Source organism: Enterococcus olivae, assembly GCF_053760925.1.
Genome location: NZ_JBSMVT010000003.1, coordinates 143,364 through 166,524, shown reverse-complemented (window position 1 = coordinate 166,524; position 23,161 = coordinate 143,364). Strand labels below are relative to the sequence as shown.

21 protein-coding genes are annotated in these 23,161 nt (G+C 40.7%); 12 read left to right on the top strand and 9 right to left on the bottom strand.

Going from position 1 to position 23,161, the window contains the following annotated elements:
• Window positions 1–254 precede the first annotated feature (254 nt).
• Entirely contained in the window at window positions 255–395 is a 141-nt protein-coding gene (locus ACWODM_RS04195; RefSeq protein WP_455320120.1) for a hypothetical protein, read from the bottom strand.
• A gap of 168 nt (window positions 396–563) precedes the next feature.
• Window positions 564–2,345: an ABC transporter ATP-binding protein gene (locus ACWODM_RS04190; RefSeq protein ID WP_455320119.1), complete on the bottom strand. Its 1,782-nt coding sequence runs from the start codon at window positions 2,343–2,345 to the stop codon at window positions 564–566.
• A gap of 150 nt (window positions 2,346–2,495) precedes the next feature.
• Between ACWODM_RS04190 and ACWODM_RS04185 the strand changes: the two genes are divergently transcribed.
• From ACWODM_RS04185 to ACWODM_RS04165, 5 genes are all read left to right on the top strand, one after another.
• On the top strand, window positions 2,496–3,338 hold the full coding sequence (locus ACWODM_RS04185; RefSeq protein WP_455320118.1) for an AraC family transcriptional regulator: 843 nt from the start codon (window positions 2,496–2,498) through the stop codon (window positions 3,336–3,338).
• 217 nt (window positions 3,339–3,555) lie between these two features.
• A complete protein-coding gene (locus ACWODM_RS04180; RefSeq protein ID WP_455320117.1) occupies window positions 3,556–5,022 on the top strand; it encodes a DHH family phosphoesterase in 1,467 nt (488 codons plus the stop codon).
• On the top strand, window positions 5,019–5,471 hold the full coding sequence (gene rplI, locus ACWODM_RS04175; RefSeq protein ID WP_455320116.1) for a 50S ribosomal protein L9: 453 nt from the start codon (window positions 5,019–5,021) through the stop codon (window positions 5,469–5,471). Before ACWODM_RS04180 ends, rplI begins: the two co-directional genes overlap by 4 nt.
• Window positions 5,472–5,567: 96 nt before the next feature.
• Window positions 5,568–6,938: a replicative DNA helicase gene (dnaB, locus tag ACWODM_RS04170; protein WP_455320115.1), complete on the top strand. Its 1,371-nt coding sequence runs from the start codon at window positions 5,568–5,570 to the stop codon at window positions 6,936–6,938.
• 193 nt (window positions 6,939–7,131) lie between these two features.
• The gene (locus ACWODM_RS04165) at window positions 7,132–9,057 is read left to right on the top strand and encodes a fructose-1,6-bisphosphatase (protein ID WP_455320114.1); all 1,926 of its coding nucleotides are present in this window, start codon (window positions 7,132–7,134) and stop codon (window positions 9,055–9,057) included.
• Between the two features lie 110 nt (window positions 9,058–9,167).
• Here the strand turns inward: ACWODM_RS04165 and ACWODM_RS04160 are convergent, their stop codons facing one another.
• Window positions 9,168–9,374: a hypothetical protein gene (locus ACWODM_RS04160; protein ID WP_455320113.1), complete on the bottom strand. Its 207-nt coding sequence runs from the start codon at window positions 9,372–9,374 to the stop codon at window positions 9,168–9,170.
• 222 nt (window positions 9,375–9,596) lie between these two features.
• Here ACWODM_RS04160 and ACWODM_RS04155 point away from each other — a divergent pair, with 222 nt between their 5' ends.
• The 4 genes from ACWODM_RS04155 to ACWODM_RS04140 all read left to right on the top strand — a co-directional run bounded on the left by ACWODM_RS04155 (window position 9,597) and on the right by ACWODM_RS04140 (window position 13,232).
• Window positions 9,597–10,889, top strand: coding sequence for an adenylosuccinate synthase (locus ACWODM_RS04155; protein ID WP_455320112.1), 1,293 nt, complete (start codon window positions 9,597–9,599; stop codon window positions 10,887–10,889).
• A 94-nt stretch (window positions 10,890–10,983) separates the two neighbouring features.
• On the top strand, window positions 10,984–11,850 hold the full coding sequence (locus tag ACWODM_RS04150) for a DegV family protein (RefSeq protein WP_455320111.1): 867 nt from the start codon (window positions 10,984–10,986) through the stop codon (window positions 11,848–11,850).
• A 32-nt stretch (window positions 11,851–11,882) separates the two neighbouring features.
• Window positions 11,883–12,746: a formylglycine-generating enzyme family protein gene (locus ACWODM_RS04145; protein WP_455320110.1), complete on the top strand. Its 864-nt coding sequence runs from the start codon at window positions 11,883–11,885 to the stop codon at window positions 12,744–12,746.
• A gap of 168 nt (window positions 12,747–12,914) precedes the next feature.
• The gene (locus ACWODM_RS04140; protein ID WP_455320109.1) at window positions 12,915–13,232 is read left to right on the top strand and encodes a hypothetical protein; all 318 of its coding nucleotides are present in this window, start codon (window positions 12,915–12,917) and stop codon (window positions 13,230–13,232) included.
• Window positions 13,233–13,324: 92 nt separating this feature from the next.
• Here the strand turns inward: ACWODM_RS04140 and ACWODM_RS04135 are convergent, their stop codons facing one another.
• The 3 genes from ACWODM_RS04135 to ACWODM_RS04125 form a co-directional block, all read right to left on the bottom strand.
• Entirely contained in the window at window positions 13,325–15,346 is a 2,022-nt protein-coding gene (locus tag ACWODM_RS04135) for a methyl-accepting chemotaxis protein (protein ID WP_455320108.1), read from the bottom strand.
• Window positions 15,347–15,511: 165 nt separating this feature from the next.
• Window positions 15,512–16,255 (bottom strand): class I SAM-dependent methyltransferase, encoded by a 744-nt coding sequence (locus tag ACWODM_RS04130; RefSeq protein ID WP_455320107.1) that lies wholly within the window; start codon window positions 16,253–16,255, stop codon window positions 15,512–15,514.
• Window positions 16,256–16,419: 164 nt separating this feature from the next.
• A complete protein-coding gene (locus ACWODM_RS04125) occupies window positions 16,420–18,042 on the bottom strand; it encodes an ABC-F family ATP-binding cassette domain-containing protein (protein WP_455320106.1) in 1,623 nt (540 codons plus the stop codon).
• A 189-nt stretch (window positions 18,043–18,231) separates the two neighbouring features.
• Here ACWODM_RS04125 and ACWODM_RS04120 point away from each other — a divergent pair, with 189 nt between their 5' ends.
• The 3 genes from ACWODM_RS04120 (at window position 18,232) to ACWODM_RS04110 (ending at window position 20,696) form a co-directional block, all read left to right on the top strand.
• Window positions 18,232–19,047 (top strand): ZIP family metal transporter, encoded by an 816-nt coding sequence (locus ACWODM_RS04120; RefSeq protein WP_455320105.1) that lies wholly within the window; start codon window positions 18,232–18,234, stop codon window positions 19,045–19,047.
• 186 nt (window positions 19,048–19,233) lie between these two features.
• Window positions 19,234–19,839 carry a helix-turn-helix domain-containing protein gene (locus tag ACWODM_RS04115; RefSeq protein WP_455320104.1) on the top strand — a complete coding sequence of 202 codons (606 nt, stop codon included), beginning with the start codon at window positions 19,234–19,236 and terminating at the stop codon, window positions 19,837–19,839.
• Between the two features lie 116 nt (window positions 19,840–19,955).
• On the top strand, window positions 19,956–20,696 hold the full coding sequence (locus tag ACWODM_RS04110; protein ID WP_455320103.1) for a hypothetical protein: 741 nt from the start codon (window positions 19,956–19,958) through the stop codon (window positions 20,694–20,696).
• Between the two features lie 24 nt (window positions 20,697–20,720).
• On the opposite strand, the gene ACWODM_RS04105 is transcribed toward ACWODM_RS04110, so the two are convergent.
• The 3 genes from ACWODM_RS04105 to ACWODM_RS04095 all read right to left on the bottom strand — a co-directional run bounded on the left by ACWODM_RS04105 (window position 20,721) and on the right by ACWODM_RS04095 (window position 23,160).
• Window positions 20,721–21,218, bottom strand: a complete 498-nt coding sequence (locus ACWODM_RS04105; RefSeq protein WP_455320123.1) for an FUSC family protein — start codon at window positions 21,216–21,218, stop codon at window positions 20,721–20,723.
• Between the two features lie 415 nt (window positions 21,219–21,633).
• Complete coding sequence (locus tag ACWODM_RS04100) at window positions 21,634–21,837, bottom strand: DUF7554 family protein (RefSeq protein WP_455320102.1); 204 nt, start codon at window positions 21,835–21,837, stop codon at window positions 21,634–21,636.
• A gap of 78 nt (window positions 21,838–21,915) precedes the next feature.
• Window positions 21,916–23,160 carry a glutamate-5-semialdehyde dehydrogenase gene (locus ACWODM_RS04095; protein WP_455320101.1) on the bottom strand — a complete coding sequence of 415 codons (1,245 nt, stop codon included), beginning with the start codon at window positions 23,158–23,160 and terminating at the stop codon, window positions 21,916–21,918.
• Between the last annotated feature and the right edge of the window lies 1 nt (window position 23,161).

The following is a 23,161-nucleotide window of genomic DNA, read 5'->3' as shown; positions in this document are numbered from 1 at the left end:
CAGAATTTGTTTTATACTTATCCATGCTTTGGTCCTTTTTATTGGTCTTGGATAAGTCATCCAAGTGCTAGTATAAAGGATTTTTTTGTTTCATGGAATAGGTTATAATTTTAATGCAACACTAGTGAAAAAAATGAAGACCTTATTTTTGAGAAAGGTTTTCATTTTTTTATGCTTATTTAGATTTTCAAGACAACGGCTAGAGCTAGAGTCCTTTACTTTTGATATATCCTCAGTCGGTAAATAATAGACACTCATTTTGTCACCAAGGCTTTGTATAGTTTGTCATGCTTTTGTACGGATTTAGTCGTAACCATCTCCCATTTTTTTTGATGTTCATCTTTGGTTTCTTTCTTTGCAAAAGCTTCTTTTAATTTTCTTTCTTGAATCGTCATACTACTACTTTCGTATATCTTTTAAAGAGTCTTGTAAAATTTTTAGAGGCCATCAATTAAATGAATTAGGATTCATAGTGAGAAACAGTACTAGGCGACCATCGGAATCGTAGTAACTATTTGAATAGCAAAAAAAGCTTTGAGATTCGTTTCTCAAAGCTTTTTTAGTTAGGATTGTGTATGGAATTGTTTGGCGACCCAATTGGCGTACGATGGATGCTCCAACAGTTCATTATGCGTACCTACACCAGTAATTTTACCTTTTTCTAAAACGATGATTTGATCTGCTTCTACAACTGTGGATAGGCGATGAGCGATGATTAAGGTTGTCCTTTGATGCATTAGCTTGTCCAAAGCTTGTTGGATTTTCTGTTCGGATTCGCTGTCTAAGCTAGCGGTCGCCTCGTCTAACAAAAGAATCTCAGGCTCTCGTAAAAAGGCTCTGGCGATGGCAATTCGTTGGCGTTGACCTCCAGAAAGTTGCATGCCCCGTTCACCTACGCGAGTCTTGTACCCCTCAGAAGAATCTTCAATGAAAGAATGAGCATAGGCTATTTTAGCTGCCCGTTCAATCTGTTCTTTAGTAAACGTTTTGGTTTGTCCGTAACAGATATTGTTTTGAATCGTTCCATCAACAAGCGAGCTCTCCTGAGAAACGTAGCCGATTTTCTCACGCCATTTTGTTAAGTCCAATTGTTTGATCGCTTCTTCGCCATACAAAATCTCACCTGTTGTTGGTAAATAGAATTGTTCGATCAATGAAAACAAGGTTGTTTTACCACTTCCACTTGGTCCAACAATCGCAGTGACTTTTCCTTTAGGAATTGTAAAGTTCAGATTTTCCAATACAGGTTTGTTCTGCACATAAGAAAAGGACAGATTTTTAAAAATTAAATCCTGATTGGCGTGCAAAGTTTTGTTTCGAGTTGTTTGATGTTCAGAAGGATGGTCCAAAATAACGGTCAATCGTTCCACAGCTCCCATGACTTTTTGTAGCTGCGTATAGAAGCCGGTAAATGAAGAGAGCGGCCAAATAATTTGAAAAATAAGTAAGATGAAGGAGACAAGTTCACCTGCTGTGATGGCTCCAGAAGCGACTCGAACACCTCCATAACCTATGACAAGGACCAGCATGGATAACATGATCGTTGACATTAATGGTTGTAAAATAGCGTTGATCTTGGCTTCCTTTAAACCGAACTGAAGTAATTGTTTCATATTACTCAATCCGTTTTGTTCTTCTTGTTTTTCAGCATTGCTGGCTTTGACTAAACGAATCTCACTGATCGTTTGGGTCAGGACAGTAGTGAGTTCTGCCAGTTTAGAGTATAGATCGATCGAGATTTGATACATTTTTCCTCCAATTGGCGTGATGGCTAAAATACCAAGTGGTACAGCTAATAAAATGATCATAGCCATTTGCCAGTCGATCCGAAAAAGTAAAAAGATTCCTCCAAGAACCGTGATCATATTAGCTGCTAGTGTCACTAAATGATTGGAGAATAATAGGTTGATCTCATTGGTGTCGTTGGTCACTCGACTCATGGTTTCTGCAGAACGGTATTTATCAAAAAACAAAACTGGGAGTGCTAAAACTTGTTTCCAAAGTTTTTCTCGGATGTTGTAAAGTACTTGTTGCCCGATATAGGCTAGTAAGTACCAAGAGACACTTCCTAGTAGATTTTCAGCTAAGAAAAGACCAAGTAGTGTGAGAATCAGCCACCAATCAATCGTGCCTTGTCCGATCACATCAATCAGATGACCAGTTTGTAAAGGCACAAACAAACCAAGCAATGCCCCCCCTAGACTTAATATAATAGAGAGTAGTAAGAGAAGTTTAGGAATTCTAGCTTTGCGGATTAATTGGTAGGTGGCTACCAATGTTTGTTTTTTTACTTTTCCTTTCTTTTGTTCTTCTTGTTCAGAATAGGTTAACTCTTGTTTTTCCAAATGCATCGATCCTTTCTACTAATGATAACAATTATAAAAGAAAGTAGCAGTGCCTGTCCGACTTCTTTGGAACAATTTTAGTCGATGGCCTCTAAATGATGTTATTCAATGCTATACTAACTAGAAGATAAAAGAAGGGAAGTGAGCTGAATGAATCAATTGTATCCTATCAATCAAGCCTTAAATTATATAGAAGAGCATTTAGATCAAGAAATTGATTATCAGGAAATTGCTAGAATTGCTTTAACTTCGGAACAATATTTTAAACGCTTGTTTTCTTCTCTATCGGGAATGACTTTAAGTGAATATATTCGAAAACGCCGCTTGACGCAGGCAGCCTTTGAATTAAAAAAATCAGATGATAAAGTAGTCGATATAGCTTTGAAATACGGCTACACTTCCCCGGATGCTTTTTCAAGAGCTTTTCAACAGTTGCATGGTGTCACACCAACCGAAGCAAGAGTATTGCACAGTCCTTTAAAAACCTATCCCAAACTATTTTTCAAATTAGATATTCAAGGGGAAGAGCCCCTACATTATCGTTTTGTTCAAAAACCAGCCTTTTTACTGACGGGATATTATGTGGAGGCAATTGCAGATTTGGATGGACGATCAGAAGAGATCATCCAACTGTTAGAAAGTCTGGGAGAACCGCACTACCAACGTCTGGATGCTGTCAACAATCAACTTTTTGGCAAAGGTCCGCTGTATTTCTCATCAGAATATGCTGAAAAAGGAGATGTTTATGTACAGGATTTTTATGTCGGTGTTCCTGTTGATGAAATTCCTGATGATTTAGTGGGTGTTGCGGTTAAGGATACTTTATGGGTTGTTTTTACAGCAATCGGTGAATGGGAAGAAATCTCTAATACTTGGACCAGAATCTATACGGAATGGTTTCCTTCTTCTTCTTTTGAACCAGCCTTTTCACCTGAGTTTATGATCAATAAGGACAAAGAAACAGAAAGTTGGATTGCGATTCGATCAAAGTAAGAATTCTCCTGTTTGTCACACTCCGTAAACGATAGAAAATCGCGTTATACCACATTTTATGGTAAACTATTAACGTATATTTCAGGTGTTGTTGGTAAATAAGCACAGAAATAAAGCATCAGGAAAAGGGTATCATTCCCACTGACTATTTTCCAAATGAGTGGGAGGATATACGGCATTTCGAACGAATTAAAAGAAATAAATAAGGAGTAAAAATATGACAACAGCAATCGGGGTCATCTCTTTGGATAATTATGATGATATCATTGATAAGATGGATGACAAAAACATTTCATACCTCAATACATTCATTACGACAGTTATTTCTGACTGGGCCACTGACTATCATATTTTTTACAAACGGATCAATGCAGAACGCTATTTTTTTGTTACGAGTCTCGCCGCGGTTGAGAAGATGAAGGAACAAAAATTTGAATTGTTGAATCGGGTCAAAGAAGCTGATATCAATAGTGAGCTGTCGTTGACAGTCAGCATGGGGATCGCTTATGGAGACGATACGACAGATACAATTGGCGAGATCGCTCAAAGCAATCTAGAGCTGGCTTTGGCGCGTGGCGGAGATCAGGTTGTTTTGAAAGACACGAGTCCCAAAGCCAAACCGCAATTTTTTGGCGGAAGAACAGAGGGATCACTCAAGCGAACGCGGACCCGTTCTCGTGCGATGAGTGTGGCCTTGAAACGAATTTTCAAAGACAATCAAAAGATCTTTATCATGGGGCATCGTTTTCCAGATATGGATGCGGTCGGTTCAGCTTTTGGTGTCGCTACGCTGGCAAAATTTAGTCAAAAAGAATGTGCGATCATCATCAATCGTGAAGAAGCTTCTGCAGAGATCGAGCGTTGTTTTTCAGCAATCGAGGATTATGCAGAGTTCGAGCAGTGGGTCCTTACAGAAAAAGAGGCGCTGGAACAGATCGACAAAGACAGTCTGCTGGTAATGGTCGATTACCATAAGCCCTCCATGTCTATCTCACCGAAAGTGTATGAAGCTTTCGATAAAGTCGTGATCATTGATCATCATCGCCGAGGCAATGAATTTCCAGATCATTCCCTACTGACCTATATTGAAACAGCCGCATCTTCTGCTTCTGAGCTGGTGACAGAGCTGATCCAATATCAGTCCAGTAAGTATAATCGTTTGCCGAAATTTATTGCGACCTTGCTTTTAGCAGGTATTTATGTCGATACCAAACGATTTTCCGCACGAACGACCGGCAGAACTTTCAATATTGCCGGTTATTTGCGAAATCAAGGAGCTGATCTAACCCAGGTTCAGCATTGGTTAAGTTCTGATTTTGATTCATATATGCAGATCAGTGAATTGATTTCTCGCAGCGAACGGCTGACAAAACAGATCTTGTTAACTGTCGGGTCAGAAGATAAAAAATACGATACCGTCACGATCGCCAAAACAGCGGATACGCTATTGGGGATCAAAGATGTTGAAGTTTCTTTTGTTGTCGGAAAACGTTTAGACGATTCGATCGGAATCAGTGCACGAAGCTCCGGCAAAGTCAATGTGCAAAACATCATGGAAGTATTTGGTGGCGGCGGACATTTTACAAACGCAGCAGCACAAATCAAAGGAGAAACTCTTGAAAAAGTCCGTGAAATGCTATTTAATGAATTAAGAAGAATGAAAGAAAAGGAGCAGTCAATATGAAAGTTATTTTCTTGGAAGATGTAAAAGGCAAAGGAAAAAAAGGAGAAGTCAAAGAAGTTCCAACAGGCTATGCACAAAATTATCTCCTAAAGAATCAGTTAGCGAAGGAAGCAACACGTGAAAACATGGCTGCTATGAAGGGCCAGAAAAAAGCCAAGCAAAAACAAGATGCTGAAATTCTGGAAGAGGCCAAAGAACTGCAGGCCTTCTTGGAGAAAGAAGAGACAGTTGTTGAGATCAAAGCCAAGGCTGGCGCAGATGGTCGTTTGTTTGGTTCGATCCCGTCAAAACAGATTACAGACGCGTTGAACAAACAATACAAAGTGAAAGTCGACAAGCGTAAAGTCGATCTGAAACAACCGATTCGGGCCTTAGGTTTCACTAATGTACCGGCAAAACTTCATCCAGAAGTTACCGTAACGATCAAAGTACATGTGGTCGGTGAATAATCAAAAGCAAGGCAGATTCATCAAATGAATCTGTCTTGTGCTTTTCTGAGAATAATTGTAGAATAAATGCACTGAGTAAATATAGGAGTAGAGATTATGAATGAAGTTTGGCAAGATCGGATTCCGCCACAAGATATAGAAGCTGAACAAGCCGTCTTGGGGGCTGTTTTTCTCGATTCTGATGCGCTGATCGAAGCAATGGAATTGATTGAACCCCGCGACTTTTATCGCCGGAGCCATCAAATCATTTTTCAATGTATGATTCAATTGAATGATCGTAATGAAGCCATCGATTTGATTACATTGAAAGCAGAGATCGAGAAGAGCAATGCCTTGGAAGATGTCGGTGGTATCAGTTATCTAACAGAAATAGGACAGGCCTCTCCCTCCTCTGCTAGTGTGTCTCATTACGCAAGGATCGTTGATGACAAAGCCACGCTGCGCAATTTGATCCAGGCAGCAAACAGCATTGTGACCAAAGGTTTTGAGCAGGATGAAGAAGTCCAGTCGATCGTTGACGCTGCTGAAAAAAGCATTCTTGAAGTATCCGAAAAAAGAAACAGTAGTGGATTTCAGGCAATTGGAGATGTATTGAACCGTTCGATGGCCAACATTGATCAGCTGTCGCAAAACAATGAAGCAATCACAGGCCTACCAACAGGTTATCCTGCCTTGGATAAAATGACTGCGGGTCTGCAAAAGGAAGAACTGATCATTTTAGCCGCTCGTCCAGCTGTAGGGAAGACGGCCTTTGCCTTGAATATTGCCCAAAATATCGGAACCAAAACAGATCGTACCGTAGCTATTTTCAGTTTGGAGATGGGGGCAGAATCTTTGGTCAATCGGATGCTCTGTGCGGAAGGTTCGATTGAAGCCAGTCATTTGCGGACAGGACAATTGAACGACGAAGAGTGGCGTAACTTGATCATTGCGATGGGGAGCTTGTCCAGTGCTAGCATTTTTATCGACGATACCCCTGGGATCAAAATTTCTGAGATTCGTGCTCGCTGTCGTAAATTGGCGCAGGAGCAAGGCAATTTAGGTCTGATTCTGATCGACTACTTGCAGCTGATCGAAGGCAGTGGACGTGAAAGTCGCCAACAAGAAGTTTCTGAGATTTCTCGTCAGTTGAAAAAGCTGGCTAAGGAACTAAAAGTACCTGTGATCGCCTTGTCTCAGCTATCTCGTGGTGTGGAGCAGCGACAAGACAAACGACCTGTATTGAGTGACATCCGTGAATCCGGATCGATCGAGCAGGATGCCGACATCGTCGCCTTTTTATACCGTGATGATTACTATCAACGAGAAGGCGATGAGAATGAAAACGGCGAAGAACCGCAGAACGACAATGTGATCGAAGTCATCATTGAAAAAAACCGGAGCGGTGCTCGAGGTACAGTTGAGTTGCTGTTCATCAAGGAATACAACAAATTTTCTTCTCTTTCATTACGTGAAGAATTTGCCTGATAAAGATACTGGAGAATCAGATAGTGGTGTAAGAGCCACTGTCTGATTCTCTTTTTTAGTATAAGAGAAGAAAGTTTTGCTTCTCGAATATCACTGTCTTTCAAAAAATCGAATAGAATTTAAACAAACTTGTATTTTATCATTGTACAAGTGAGGCGGTTTTGGTATAGTACTAATCAAATGAGGTGATTTTATGTCAGAAGACAAGTACTATACTTTGCTGAAAGAAAAATTTCAAAATAAGGAAAATGTCGTCACTGAGATTATCAATTTAGAGGCGATTTTACATTTGCCCAAAGGTACGGAGCATTTTGTCAGTGATGTACATGGAGAATATGAAGCGTTCGATCATGTCTTGCGTAATGGTTCAGGAAGTGTCAAAGAAAAGCTGGTTGAGTGTTTTGCCGGAACCTCGGTGGATATCAATGACCTGGCGACATTGATCTATTATCCAGAAGAAAAAATGCAGCTGGATCGAGCCGAATTGTCCAGAGAAGAGCGTGTGGACTGGTATGCAGAAAAAATCCAGCTATTGATCCAGACGATCAATTTTTCCAGTCGCAAATATACGCGCTCTAAAGTGCGCAAAGCCTTGCCGAAACGCTTTAGCTATATCATTGAAGAGCTACTGACAGAATCACAAAAAGAACCAGATAAGGAAGGTTATTTCCATGCAATTATCGACAAGATCATCCAATTAAATCAGGCTTCGGCTTTGATTACCGATCTATGTGAGCTGATCCAGCGTTTTGTTGTCGATCATTTGCATGTCGTCGGTGATATTTACGATCGTGGTCCGGCACCAGACCATATCATGGAACGGCTGATCCAGCATCATTCGGTCGATATCCAGTGGGGCAATCATGACATTGTATGGATCGCAGCGATGGCAGGTTCACCGATCGCGATCATGAACTTGTTACGAATCTGTGCTCGCTATGGCAATCTTGATATCGTGGAAGACCGCTACGGCATCAATCTTCGTCCACTAGTCGAATACAGCAAAACCCATTATGTACCGAATGAAAAATTTGCCCCGCGGATCGACAGTGGCGATGAAGAACTAACAGCAGTCGAAAAAGATCATTTGAATGTTGTTCAACAGGCAACCACGATTTTGCAGTTCAAACTGGAGGGACAGTTGATCAAACGTCGACCATCCTTTGGTATGAATGCTCGAAATATGCTGCCTCAAATCGATTATGAGAAACTTGAGATCACCTTGAAGGGACGTACCTATCCACTGGTGAATTTCCAAATGCCAACAATTGATCCAGCTGATCCCTGTCGACTGACCAAAGAAGAAGAACGTTTGCTGAATCGTTTGGTCTTGTCTTTCCAAGCTTCTGAAAAGCTGCAGCGTCATACGGATTTTATGTTGGAAAAAGGCAGTATGTATCTTTGCTATAATGGCAACCTGCTTCTGCATGGATGTATCCCGCTGCATGAAAATGGCGATTTTAAATCACTGCGGATCAATCAAAAACAGCACTCTGGAAAAGAACTGCTGGATTTCTTTGAAGAACAGGTACGCTCTAGCTACAAGCATCCAGAGATTCCAGACGATCTGGCAACAGATCTTTTATGGTATTTATGGACAGGGGAATCCTCCTCACTGTTTGGAAAAAATGCCATGACTACTTTTGAGCGTTATTACATCGAAGACAAAGCGACCCATAAAGAAGAAAAGAACCCTTATTACCATTTGCGCAATGAAGAGGGCGTCTGTCTGGAAATCCTACAGACCTTCCATTTGCCGCTTTCGGGACATATCATCAACGGGCATACACCAGTCAAAGCCAAAAAAGGCGAGAGTCCGATCAAAGCGAAGGGACGGCTGTTGGTCATTGACGGCGGCTTTGCTAAAAGTTATCAAAAAGAAACTGGATTGGCCGGCTACACCTTGTTGTCCAACAGCTATGGCTTACAGCTCGTTGCTCATCAACCATTTTCTTCCGTGGAAGAGTCGGTGGCTCAAGGCACAGATATCCATTCCACCAAACGTTTGATTGAAAGAGTAGAAGATCGGACAACGGTTGAGAGTACCAATATCGGTCAAAAACTAGCAGAAGAAATGGCTGCACTGGAAAAACTTTATCAAAATTATGAGAAGTATTGAAAAAATCAAAAAGAAAAGAACCTCCCTTATGAAATCCGTGTTAACGCTGATTTCATAAGGGAGGCTTTTGGATCGGCAAGTTGCTATAACTGTAAAAAATAGCTTTGAGTTCAAGAATTCATTCTTTTTTTCAAGCGGCGCTCTCGACGGAAGTCTTGGATAGTTAAATCCTTGAAAGTTTCTTTTTTATCTGACAGGATTCCTTGCAATGAATCAAGGATTACTTTTTTCTCCTCGATGGATGGTTTCAGAGAATCACTAGCCTTAAGAGCAACCGATTGTGTTTTTTCATTTTCCCATTTTGCAGTCTTGTTCATTTGATAGCCCTCAATTCTATTGTTAGTGGGTGCTTCATAAATAAACTATAACATAAACGGAAATGTATTCAGTTAAATTCTAAACTAAACCAATACTAAATCGTTCGTTTTTCCTGTGTAAATCCTCCTTTCGCTCTTTAAATGTTCGATTTTCATTGAAAGAAAGTCAGAAAATTGTTAAAATAGTTCTGGAATACATTAAAAACAGAAAGAGGTATTCATATGTCATCAGTGGTAGTAGTAGGAACGCAGTGGGGCGATGAAGGAAAAGGAAAAATCACCGACTTTTTAAGCGAAAATGCAGAAGTCATTGCTCGTTATCAAGGTGGAGACAATGCAGGACATACCATCAAATTTGACGGTGTTACGTACAAGCTGCACTTGATCCCATCAGGTATTTTCTATAAAGAAAAAATCAGTGTGATCGGTAACGGCGTCGTTGTCAATCCCAAATCAATTGTAAAAGAATTAGCTTATCTAAAAGACAACCAGGTCAGCACTGAGAATTTACGTATCTCAGATCGTGCACATGTCATTTTGCCTTACCATATCAAGCTGGATCAATTGCAAGAAGATGCAAAAGGCGAAAATAAAATCGGTACAACGATTAAAGGGATCGGTCCTGCGTACATGGACAAAGCTGCTCGTGTAGGTATTCGGATCGCGGATCTATTGGACAAAGAAATTTTTGAAGAACGCTTGCGTATCAACCTAGAAGAAAAAAATCGTCAGTTTGTTAAAATGTTTGATTCAGAACCTATCTCGTTTGAGGACATTTTTGAAGAATACTATGAATATGGTCAACAAATCAAAAAATACGTAACAGATACTTCTGTGATTTTAAATGATGCTTTGGATGAAGGCAAACGAGTTCTTTTTGAAGGAGCACAAGGTGTTATGCTGGATATCGACCAAGGAACCTATCCATTCGTAACATCTTCTAACCCAGTTGCCGGTGGTGTAACGATCGGTAGTGGTGTTGGTCCTTCTAAAATCGATAAGGTCGTTGGTGTCTGCAAAGCCTATACTTCTCGTGTGGGTGACGGACCGTTCCCATCAGAGTTATTCGATGAAGTCGGCGACACGATCCGTGAGGTGGGTCGCGAATACGGTACAACAACAGGTCGTCCACGCCGTGTTGGTTGGTTTGACTCTGTCGTGATGCGTCATTCTCGCCGTGTATCAGGGATCACCAATCTTTCTCTGAACTCAATCGATGTGTTGAGTGGGTTGGAAACAGTCAAGATTTGTACAGCTTATGAACTGGATGGAGAATTGATCTACCATTACCCAGCAAGCTTGAAAGAATTGAATCGTTGCAAACCAGTCTATGAAGAATTACCTGGCTGGTCAGAAGACATTACTGGCTGCAAATCATTGGCTGATCTGCCAGAAAATGCACGTAATTATGTTCGTCGGGTCTCTGAATTGGTCGGTGTACGGATTTCTACCTTCTCTGTGGGTCCTGACCGTAACCAAACGAACATTCTAGAAAGTGTTTGGTCTCAAATTTAAAAAAACAAGAGGAGGATTTATTGGAAATCGGATTTCTAATAGATCCTCCTTTCTTTTGGTATAATGGAACAAACGATAGTAGGAGGAGAGAAAAGTGTTTCGAATAATAACCGATGCGTGCTGTGATTTACCGGCAAAAGTACTGGATCAGGCAGAAGTAGCCTACATCCCGATGATGTTGGATCTAGAAGGAAAAGAGTATATCGATGATTTAGCTCAGACCTTTGACTATCCGTGGTTTTTAGAGCAATTAAAAGAAAACAAGCAACCGACGACTTCTCAAATCAATGTAGGACGCTACATGGAGTATTTTCGTCCTTATGTTGAAAAAGGGACCCCTTTGTTATATGTAGGCTTTTCATCCAGCTTGAGTGGTTCTTACAGCAGTTCTCTGCAAGCAGTGGAGTTGTTGAAAGAAGAGTATCCGGAAGCGGAGATCCATTGCGTAGATACAAAAGCTGCTAGCTTAGGTGTGGGAATGCTTGCTCTACAGGCGGCAGCTCTGCAAAAGGAAGGCAAAACATTGTCAGAGATCGTCGAATGGCTGGAAACCTACAAAGGACATTTGCGTTCTTGGGTAACAGTCAATGATTTGAAGCATTTAGAACGAGGCGGTCGAATTTCCAAAACAGCGGCAGCGATCGGTGGTCTATTGAGTGTTAAACCGATCATCAATGTGGATGCAGAAGGTCGTTTACAAAATGTTGACAAGGTACGTGGACGCAACAAAGCCATCCAAAAGGTCATCAGCGAAACGAATACTGACATTGATTTATCGATCGTGAACCATCTGTACGTGGCTCATAGCGGAGACGATGAGACAGCTGTGAAAGTGGTGGAACAGCTTGCAGCGACTTATCCAGATACTCCAGTCACTCGTTTTCCATTAGGACCGACAATTGCCAGCCATACAGGGTATGGATGTATCGCTTTGTTCTCTATGGGGAGCAGCGAGCGTTAAGCACGCATGCTAAACTAAAGGAGGGGGCAATCATGCGGAAAATTCCTAAAGGATCTTACCAAATCGGTACAAACAGTAAAGACGGATTCAAACCTGACAAAGAAGGACCACAAATAACTGTCGAGCTGGGAGAATTTTTTATGGATGCGACCACTGTGACCAATCAGGATTTTTTTCGATTTACTTCTGAAACTGGTTATGTAACAGAAGCAGAAAAATTTGGCTGGTCATTTGTCTTCCATTATTTTTTGAGTGAGGAAACAAAGAAAAAAAGTCAGCTCGTCTCGCATTTATCTTGGTGGTATGCGGTCGAAGGTGCAGACTGGAAGCATCCGGAAGGACCAGATTCAACTATCAGTGATCGGCTAGAGCATCCAGTCTTTCATGTCACTAGAAATGATGCAGTTGCCTATTGTCAGTGGATTGGAAAGCGACTACCGACGGAGGCAGAGTGGGAAGTGGCTGCAAAAGGTGGCACAGACTTTGACAAGTATCCGTGGGGCACAGAGCTATTAAAAGATGGAAAGTATCATTGCAATATTTGGCAGGGTGACTTTCCTAAACAAAATTCGATGGCAGATGGATTTGCAAGCACAGCACCTGTAAAATCTTTTGAACCAAACGGCTACGGCATCTATCAGTCTATTGGAAACGTGTGGGAGTGGTGCTGCAATCCTGCTAAGATAGACTTAAACGAATTTCAAACACATAATGGTTCTTTTTTCTGGCAGAAATTTCAAACGATCGATGATGAATCTTATGCAACGAGAGGCGGTTCGTTTCTATGTCACCAGTCTTACTGTAAAAGATATCGCATCGCGGCTAGAAATGGAAATACTGGAATGTCATCGGCAAACAATCTAGGTTTTAGATGTGTTTCCGATTCATTGATCTGAGCATTACAAACCCCTCAATCAAATCAAAAGTATTTTTATGTTAAGTTTCTTAATATAAAAATACTTTTTTTTTACTTTATAATCAAAAATAATGGTAAAAAAGGGCTTTCAATGTTATTATTTCTGACATACAAATCATTTTAGGGTTGATGATAAGGGGAAATTTTTATGGAGAAAAAAGTGATCTTGCTTGCCTGCACGACAGGTGTAAGTGCAACGTTCTTTTTAAAATATATGCAACAAGCAGCTCAAATCAAACAAATGCAGCTAGAGCTCGTCACTTGCGGTATTTTAGAATTAGAGACCTATTTGGCGATGCGAAAAATCGATATCTTGTTGTTGGCGCCACATGCCCGTCCAACGAAGAACTATTCTTACCAAAAAATCGCCAATCTGTCGGTGGACTTAGACATCATCAAAATGACAGACTATGGTTTGATGGATGGTGAACGGGTCTTGACACAAATCGAGGATCTGTTGGTGTAGCAAACGAAGGAAGTAGAAATCAAAATTGATCATACGAATCTCAAAAAAACTCCTCCCTGCAAATTGAAGCTGCAGGGAGGAGTTTTCTTCTTTTAGGATAATTCGAATTGATTGGTCAATTGTTGCAGTTTATGGGAGATATTTTCCAATTGATGGATGTTTGATTGGAATTCTTCCATAGTTGCCAAAACTTCTTCGGCATTTGCTGATACTTCCTGAGTACCGGCGGCATTCTCTTGTGTAGAAGCAGCAATTGAATCAAGCAGACCAACGACTTGATCTTTGCTGTGGACGATATTTTGGCTTGAAGATTGGATCGATGCAATAAACTCAAGTACTTCTTGTCCATTCGTGTAGATTGTGTTGGAGGAAGCAATGGCTGCCTTGATCAGTTCCTGTTGCTGCTGGCTTCCTTGTAAAGAGGCTTCCGTTTGGGCAACCATATCTTGTGACTGCTTTTGAATATTGGAAACGATGGCTTCGATTTCCTGCGTAAAGGATTTGCTTTGTTCGGCTAAACTACGGACCTCAGAAGCAACAACCGAGAAGCCTTTGCCAGATTCGCCTGCCCGTGAAGCTTCGATCGATGCATTCAAAGAAAGCAGATTCGTCTGAGTTGAAATATCATTGATACCAGAAATGATTTTATTGATGCTTTGGATGTCTGTATCCATTTGATTCATACTCGTCAACAAGTAATCCATTTTTTTCATTTCTTTGTCCCAGTTATCTTCTACATCGTTCATGATGGCAAGGTTTTCCTGGTTTGATGAAGCAGAGGCTTCAATACGTTGATTGACGACTTCGATCTCGCGGTCGATATCTTGGATCTTATCTGACAACAAGGCCATTTCATCAACGCTTTTACCAGTTTCACCGGCTTGATTACTAGTTACTGTGGCAATTTCCGTGATCGTTTCAGTGACTTCTTCTGTAGCGATCGTCGTTTGTCTTGTCGCATCTGTCAAGGTTTTCGCCATATCAACGACTTGATTGCTTTCAGATTGGACACCTAAAATAAGGCCAGTCGTATTGTTGACCATGTGATTGAAGGATGAAACCAGTTGATCGATCTCATTTTCGGTCGTTTGTTTTTGTGTCTTTTTCGTCGTGTTCATTTTTGTACTGTTAGGATCGATCGTTTGTAGCTTTCCAGCACCGACTGCCGAGAAGGCCTGGATGAATACGGCAATGATTCGTTTGACATACTTGACCAGTAAATAAGTAACTAAAAGTATCAGAACCAGGGTCAGTACAGTGACTGTTCCGGCAGAAAAAAGAAAGCTGTAGATTTCCTGGGACAGTTCATTTTTTTGAACATCTGCAATTGCCCATAGATTGTTCGTTTCATCCCCTTTGTTGTAGTAATGCGATTGTAAGGAAGATTCTTTGTCTAGCAAAATGGAACCACTAGTATCTGCTTGTGCCGCTATTTCTTTGAAGTAAAGGGTCTCACTGATATCAGTTCCGACAGTTTCTTCATCTTTAGACAATAAAACAATTCCTGAATCGGAAACCAAGGAGATGTTTCCTGTCTGGCCAATTTCCATATTTGCGATGGAGTCGACAATGTTCCCGTAAGAAGCTTCGATAAATACCACACCAGCCAGTTCATTGTTTGAGTCTGTGACGATCGTTGAGACCGAGGTGATATATTCACCCGTACTGTTATCTTGATACGGAGTCGCCCAGAAAAAGCCTCCCGCTTCTGCTAATGCCCCTTCATACCAAGGACGAACCCTCGGATCAAAGTTATCCGGGTATTTTCCACTTAGACTGGCATAATCGCCATTGATCGTACCAAAGCCGACTTGGGTGATTGTCGCATCGGCTTGGTATTTGCTGAGGATAACTGCGCGGATATTTCTTTCGCTGAATGATTGGGTCAAGATTGGGTCTATGACAAAATCCGCCAATTTATTTTGCGTATGTTCCTTTAGTGTTTCTGTTTGTTGACTAAGTAAAGCAACGGCGCTCTCTTTACTACTAGAGATCCGATTTTCTAATAATTTTGTAGAGGTGAAAAAAGTCATTGCTAACGTAAAAAGGATCGGCAGTATACCTACTGAGATCAACATCAGAGCAATGGGCTTGCTGATAGATTTTTTATTCATCGTTTTCCTCCTGAACCTGTTTAATTAAAGAATCGGTTATTTAGAACAGGAATTAAGGGATCGGCAGGTCTAACGGAAAATTTTTTTAAATCGTGGGAAAATAAAAAAGACAAGAACAGAGCGATCCGTTCCCATCTTTTGATCGATCATATCTTGCAAGGTGTATTAGTTGGCTTTCGCTACAAACTGAAGCCGACGGTAATCAGCTTCCCAGTGGTCTGCTTTCCACAAGAATTTCTCTAGCTTCTTTTCCACGTTTTGGAAAAGAGTTGTTTGTTCTTCGGCAGACAGCTTTTCCAAATCGTCCGCAAAAAACTGCGCCATCCAATGTCGAAGTCCTGCTCGCTGGTCTTTTAACACAGTTGGACGATCATAATCGACCAAATGGAGGATTTCAAAACCCGCTTCCCCTAGCAAAACCCGATATTCTTCCACTGAAGGAAAAAAGAAGGGAGAATGATAACTGACATCGATTTTATGAAGCTCTTCGATAAAGGCTCGCTCGATTTGTTGTATGTTGCCCTGCGCGCCAAATTCGCAAAGGAGTGTACCGCCTGTTTTTAAAATCTGCCGACAGTGCTGTAGCAGAGCCTCCTGCTGAGGGATCCAATGAAAAACAGCATTGGAAAACAAAACATCAAAGGAATTATTTGCGTGAAAGTCCAAAATATCTGCTTGCTGAAAGTGAACATCTGGAAACAAAGCTTGTGCTTGTTGGATCATCGTTGCTGAAGGATCGATCCCCGTCACGCGGTGCCCCTGTTGAGCGATCTCTTGGGTCAATCCTCCTGTTCCGCAGCCAATATCCAAGACTTTACTTGGTGCAGAAGGTAAATAAGTCAAAAGATCTTTCCCATAAGTTGTCACAAAATCATGCTGCTGATCGTACTGTTGAGCATTCCATTCCATCGCTATCCCTGCTTTCTGTTGGAGTGAGTTCATTGTAACATGTTCTGGAAGATAATTTATGGTAGAGACTTGTTGATAGGAGCTGTCTGATCAGAAAATCCAGTGAAAATGATATACACTAAAAAAGAAAAAACGTCTCACCGCACTCGGCAAGACGTTTTTTACTATTCGTACAAAGCGGCAACACGTTTTTGTAAATCAGCATTTTCTAAGAAATCATCGTAAGTGGTTTCTGCACGGTCCACAACACCATTTGCAGAGACGACAATGATTCGATTCGCTAAGGTTTGAATAAACTGATGGTCATGAGAAGCAAATAACAATGAACCTGTGAAGGCCATTAAACCTTCGTTCAATGCGGAGATTGATTCCAAGTCCAAGTGATTGGTTGGATCATCTAAAACCAATACATTGGCTTTAGAAAGCATGTTTTTAGACAACATACAACGAACTTTTTCGCCCCCAGATAAGACATTGACTTTCTTCAATACTTCGTCACCAGAGAACAACATTCTTCCTAGGAAACTACGTAAGAAGGTATTGTCATCTTCTTCTTTGTTGGCATATTGACGTAACCAGTCCAGAATTGTCAAGTCATTATCAAATTCCGCACTTGGATCTTTTGGTAAGTAAGAGTGACTGGTCGTTACACCCCAACGAACGCTTCCTGAATCAGGAGTCAATTCACCCATGATGACTTTGAATAAAGTCGTCGTGGTGATATCGTTGTTGGCGATGAAAGCTACTTTGTCCTCTTTGTTCAAGGTAAAGGAAACCTTGTCTAAAATCTTTTTGCCATCGATCGTAACACTCACATCTTCGACTTGCAATAAGTCATTCCCAATCTCACGTTCTGGTTTGAAACCAACGAATGGGTAACGACGAGAAGAGGGTTGAATATCATCCAACGTGATTTTATCCAACATTTTCTTCCGAGAAGTTGCTTGTTTAGATTTAGAAGCATTCGCAGAGAAACGTGCGATAAATTCTTGTAATTCTTTGATTTGGTCTTCTTTTTTCGCATTGGATTGTGATTGTAATTTGGCAGCTAACTGACTAGATTCTAGCCAGAAATCATAGTTTCCGACATAGAGTTTGATTTTTCCAAAATCAAGGTCAGCCATGTGCGTACATACTTTGTTCAAGAAATGACGGTCATGGGAAACAACGATTACGGTATTTTCAAAATTGATCAAAAATTCTTCTAACCAGGCGATCGATTGAATGTCTAGTCCGTTGGTCGGCTCGTCTAGTAAGAGAACGTCAGGCTTACCAAATAGAGCTTGCGCTAACAATACTTTCACTTTTTGTCCGGCAGTTAGTTCACTCATCTGCAGTTGGTGCAATTCTTCAGGAATGTTCAAGCCTTGTAGTAAGACAGCCGCTTCAGGTTCTGCTTCCCAACCATCTAATTCGGCAAATTCGCCTTCTAATTCTGCGGCGCGAATTCCATCTTCATCGCTGAAATCTGGTTTCATATAAATCGCATCTTTTTCTTTCATTACATCATACAAACGTTTGTGACCCATGATTACTGTCTCGATCACGGTATGGTCTTCGTAGTCGAAGTGGTTCTGTTTTAAAACAGCCATACGTTCATCAGGACCTAGTGTCACGTTTCCTGTCGACGGTTGGAGCTCTCCGGATAATATTTTTAAAAAGGTTGATTTACCAGCACCATTTGCACCGATCAAACCATAGCAATTTCCGGGTGTAAACTTAATATTCACATCATCAAAAAGTTTGCGATCTGAAAAATGCAAACTAACATCACTTACTGTAATCAATTCTTTTCCTCACTTTTAATTGTATTCTTTATAGACCGAGGTCTCCTAGCATTATATCGGTGATAGTCAAAAGTTTCAAGGTATTGCGATGAAATTCAGGTTTTCTGTCCCCTTTCCTTGATATTTCTTATGGTGAACCTTAAAATGTAAGCAATAATAGATATTTCAGGAAAAAGTGGAGGAATGAAAATGATTGATTGGCTTGTCTCTTTACAGCCTTGGCAGCAGGCTTTAGTAGGTACAGGTTTTACCTATTTTATGACAGCTTTAGGAGCTGGTTTGGTTTTTTTCTTTAAAAGTATTAATAGAAATGTATTAAGTAGTATGTTGGGCTTCGCTTCAGGGGTGATGATCGCAGCCAGTTTTTGGTCCTTGCTTGATCCAGCGATCGAACGGGCGACGGAAAGAGGAGACATTCCGTGGTTAGTTGTCAGTATTGGCTTTGCCTTCGGTGGTTTGTTTTTATTTGCCGCCGATAAGATTTTGCCTCATATCCATTTTGGTCAAAAAGAAGCAGAAGGGATACCGAGTCATTTTAAACGCACGATTTTACTGGTCTTTTCGATTACCCTGCATAATATTCCAGAAGGACTAGCGGTTGGGGTGGCTTTTGGTGCAGCAGCGAATGCCGATAATCCTCGAGTAGCTATTTTAGCAGCCTTATCCGTAGCGATCGGAATCGGGATCCAAAACTTTCCAGAAGGAGCCGCGGTTTCGATTCCTTTACAACAAGAAGGACTTAGTCGTAGACGAGCCTTTTTCCACGGACAAGCTTCAGGGATCGTTGAACCAATCGCTGGAGTGATCGGTGCCGTTTTAGTTGCCAGTATGGAAGCGATTCTACCGTATGCCTTGGCTTTTGCCGCGGGGGCGATGATTTATGTGGTGGTGGAAGAATTGATTCCAGAAGCCCAACAGTCTTCTACAGAGGGAACGCATTATGGCGTCTTTGGTACGATGTTAGGTTTTGTTATGATGATGATTTTGGATGTGGCGTTGGGATAAGAGAATAGGAGCTAGTAGCCTTTGGGTTGCTAGTTTTTTTATTTGTCATAAATGTCTTGAAAAAGGCTTGAAATCAGCATGCTACGCATCGTTGCCTATAGGATAGCGAACGTGACTTGCTAAATATTGCTATAAAAGTAAAATAAAGATAGCAATAGGAGAAAGCATTTTTTGGAGGCGGAGAGCATGAGTACATTAGGTGAAAAAATCAAAGATACGCGGAAAGAAGCGGGATTGACCCAAGAAGAATTGGCAAATAAATTGATGGTGTCCCGTCAGGCAGTCACTAAATGGGAAACCGAAACAGGGCTACCGGATATTGAAAATTTAAAATTAATTGCACAATTGTTGAGTGTCAGTGTCGATTATTTATTAAATGATGGAGAGACCGTTGAAAAATCAATCATCAAAGAAGCGATTGATCTTTCTAAATATGGCAAGCAAAGAAAAAAAGGAATCAAGGATCACATCGTGCGTGAAAAATTTCCGAAGGGGACAATCCATACCTTAGTCGGTTTACAGAAAAGTACCAAGGGAGAAAAACGCATGGATCTCTTACTGCTTCTGTTGACAGATACGCCATCTGGAATTTTAGATCTTATCAATAGTTTAAAAAATTTGGACAAGGAATTTTATCTCGTTTCACAAGAAAACAAGCAATTTTTTGTAAAAGTAACCGATGAGTTTATTGAAAGCAGACAAATGGTTCAAAAAGTATTGAATCAAAAGAAAGAAACATTCGAGATTGGAGAATTTCAGTTCATTAATTGTGGTCCAATTGCTCCGGAATAACGGAAAATTACCACTGAAAATTACATTATTTGTTTCACGTGAAACTTTGAGAACTTTTTATAGGAAAGTCTCCTAGAATTTTGGTAAGGTTGAGAAACTAAAAAGGAGGAGATTCTATGAGCAGTTCAGTGATTCCATTGTACAGTGCACCATACAGAGAGTTTGATGAGGTCTTGTCCTTCTACACAGCACTAGGATTTGAGATGGTTTATTATCAAAAAGCACCTTATCGTTATGCTTCAATGAAAAAAGAGGAGTTGGTTGAGATTGGTTTTTTTGGTGACAAAGAATTTTCGGAAGGTCATCAAAGCGGTTGTTTTATTGTGGTGGAGGATATCACCAGTGTCTATCAAGAATTAAAAAGTCAATTGAAAGAGTATTATGGAAAAATCCCAACAAAAGGGAAACCACGATTTTCAAGGCTGAATCGAACGGCAGAGGATGTGCGTGTCAATATCACAGATCCATGTGGAAACACAGTGACGATCGGTCAGCCTCTGGGAGATTCACAAAAATTAATGGACGAAGAAGAAGATCGGGTCAAAAATTTAAGTAGCCGTTTTGAAAAAGCTTACGCGCAAGCCTATCGATATGCCTATTCAAAAGAAGATTTTTCCGCAGCCAACAACTTAATTTCTGCGGCTTTGAATCGTTCACAAGAACCTTTGACAGAAGCAATGATTTATAAAGCAAAAGTTTTACAGCTTGAGTGCTGTCTAGCATTGGATATACCGAGTAAAGTCAGTGTACTTGCCCAAGAATTAAAAACTTTAGCAATACCAAGTAGCGCAGAAGATTTCACAGAAATTATTGCGAGAAAAAACGAGTTGTTAAAGGAACTAACAGAAAGAGGATAAAAAAAGACTTGGGTCGCCATTTCATTAATGGACGCCCAAGTCTTTTTGTGCTGAATTTTTGTTTGGTAAAGCATGATTGACACCGATCGCGATACCCATTCCGATAAAGCTGTCAACGATGCGATCCCAAGCATAGCTATAGGATTCAGTCGTTGGAATCATAAAGAGAATCGTCATCAAGGTGGCACAGGCACCGACAGTTCCTTCCTGAAAACCAAAATGAGAGAGCAAGGTGATCAGCAAGACAATCAACAGAGGCATGACGATCAGCTGGATCATTTGTCCATCGCCAAAGAAGTTGAAAAGAAACATTGCCACCAAGGAGGACAATGCGCCAAAAATATTTCCTGCTACACGATGTTTGCCAAATTTAAAGGTGTTCATCATATCTTCTCTTAAGGTGAAAACTGCTGTCAAAGCAGAAACAATATAGGTTTCCCGATGAAAAAGAATACTGATCAGGATACAAAGAAAGACACTTAATCCAGTTTTGATTGTACGTAAACCAATTTTCACTTTTATTCCTCACTTAACAATTATTCTACTGTAAATATATAGAATATCAGTCAAATATGCAAAAAAGAACCTACTAAAATAGAGAGTGTTCTAATTATAAGCAATAGAAACACGGTCATTTAATCAATTGTTTTCATGGACATTACACCATCAAATGTCCACCAAAACAAACATATGTCCAGTAAAACTGAATCAATTAATTTTTAACTATTAATATTAATAACCATTGTTCACTCTACATAGTACTCATTTTCAAGTAACTCATTCAAACGAAGATAAAAGTATAATTTATACTGCAATATCAAGCTCTCTAGTTTAAATTCATTCCCACTCTAATTGTAAAAAAAAGACTGTAGATTTGAGCCAATTTCTTGGACTCTATCTACAGTCTGAGCTGGATCTCCGAAGAGCCAGTTTTTTATCAATAGTCTCGAGAATTCTTTTTCGGTCTGTTTGTCAACCAGCTTACAAGAGCGATCGCAATCAGTAACGGGATGCCAAATGTAAATGCGACATAAAACAATCCGCCTAATAAAGCAAAAACGATTCGAATCGCTAAACTTGCAATCACTAAGAAACCAACTATTTTAAAAATATTTTCTAGAGTAGAATTGTTTTTATTCATTATTTTGTCCTCCTGTTTTCTTCTTACACTTACTTTATCAAACATAGAAGACAAAAACATCCGTCTTAAGAAGGAATTTTAGCCTCTGACCTGTCCATCGCCATATACAATATATTTCGTTGAGGTCAGCTCTGGCAAGCCCATTGGTCCTCTGGCATGCAGTTTTTGAGTAGAGATTCCGATCTCTGCACCAAAACCGAAGACAAAACCATCGGTAAAACGTGTTGAAGCATTGACATAGACGGCGGCTGCATCGACTTCTTTCAAGAATTTTTGTGAAGCAAAATAATTGTCTGTGACGATTGCTTCTGAATGTTTTGTGTTGTACTGGTTGATGTGTCCGATCGCTTCTTCGATTGAATCAACGACTTTTACAGCAAGGATGTAATCTAAAAATTCAGTGGACCAGTCTTCTTCCGTTGCTGGCTGCGCGGTGGTCAGATACTCTAAGGCACGTTCATCTCCACGGAACTCGACTTGACCGTCCAACTCGGCTTCCAATTTAGGTAGGAAGATCTCAGCAACATCCTGATGGACTAGTAAGGTCTCAATCGCATTGCAGACAGAAGGTCGTTGGACTTTGGCATTGATCGCGATGTCCATCGCCATTTGTAATTGCGCTTCTTTATCTACATAAACATGATTATTTCCTGTTCCAGTTTCGATGACTGGAACGGTGGCTGTCTCTTTGACACGTTGGATCAGTCCGGCACCACCACGAGGAATCAACACGTCAAGATACTCGGTTAGGCGCATCATTTCATTGGCTACCGCATGCGAGGTATCGTCAATGAATTGAATCGCATAAGGCGAATGGTCATTGGCTTTCAGCGTATCCTGAAGGACTTTTACCAATATTTGATTGGAATAAAAGGCTTCTTTACCACCACGAAGAATTACGGCATTCCCGGTTTTGAAACACAGGCTGGCAGCATCCGTGGTGACGTTGGGACGAGATTCATAGATGATCCCGATTACACCTAGTGGGACACGCTGGCGACCAATCATCAAGCCGTCCGCATTTTTCCACATTTTTTCCACTTCACCGATTGGATCAGGCAACTGGATGACTTGACGAATGCCTTCTGCCATTTCCTTGATCCGCGCTTCGGTCAAGCGCAAGCGGTCTTTCATTGTTTCTTTGATCCCGTAATCGTCTGACTTCGCCAAGTCTTTGTCATTGGCTGCTAAAATAGCTGCGCTGTTAGCTTCCAGAGCGTCCGCCATTTTTTCTAATAACTGATTTTTCGTTGCTGTATCTAGTAGTCCAAGCTGATAGGCACTTTCTTTGGCCTGTTTTCCTAATTGAATCAAATCTGTCATG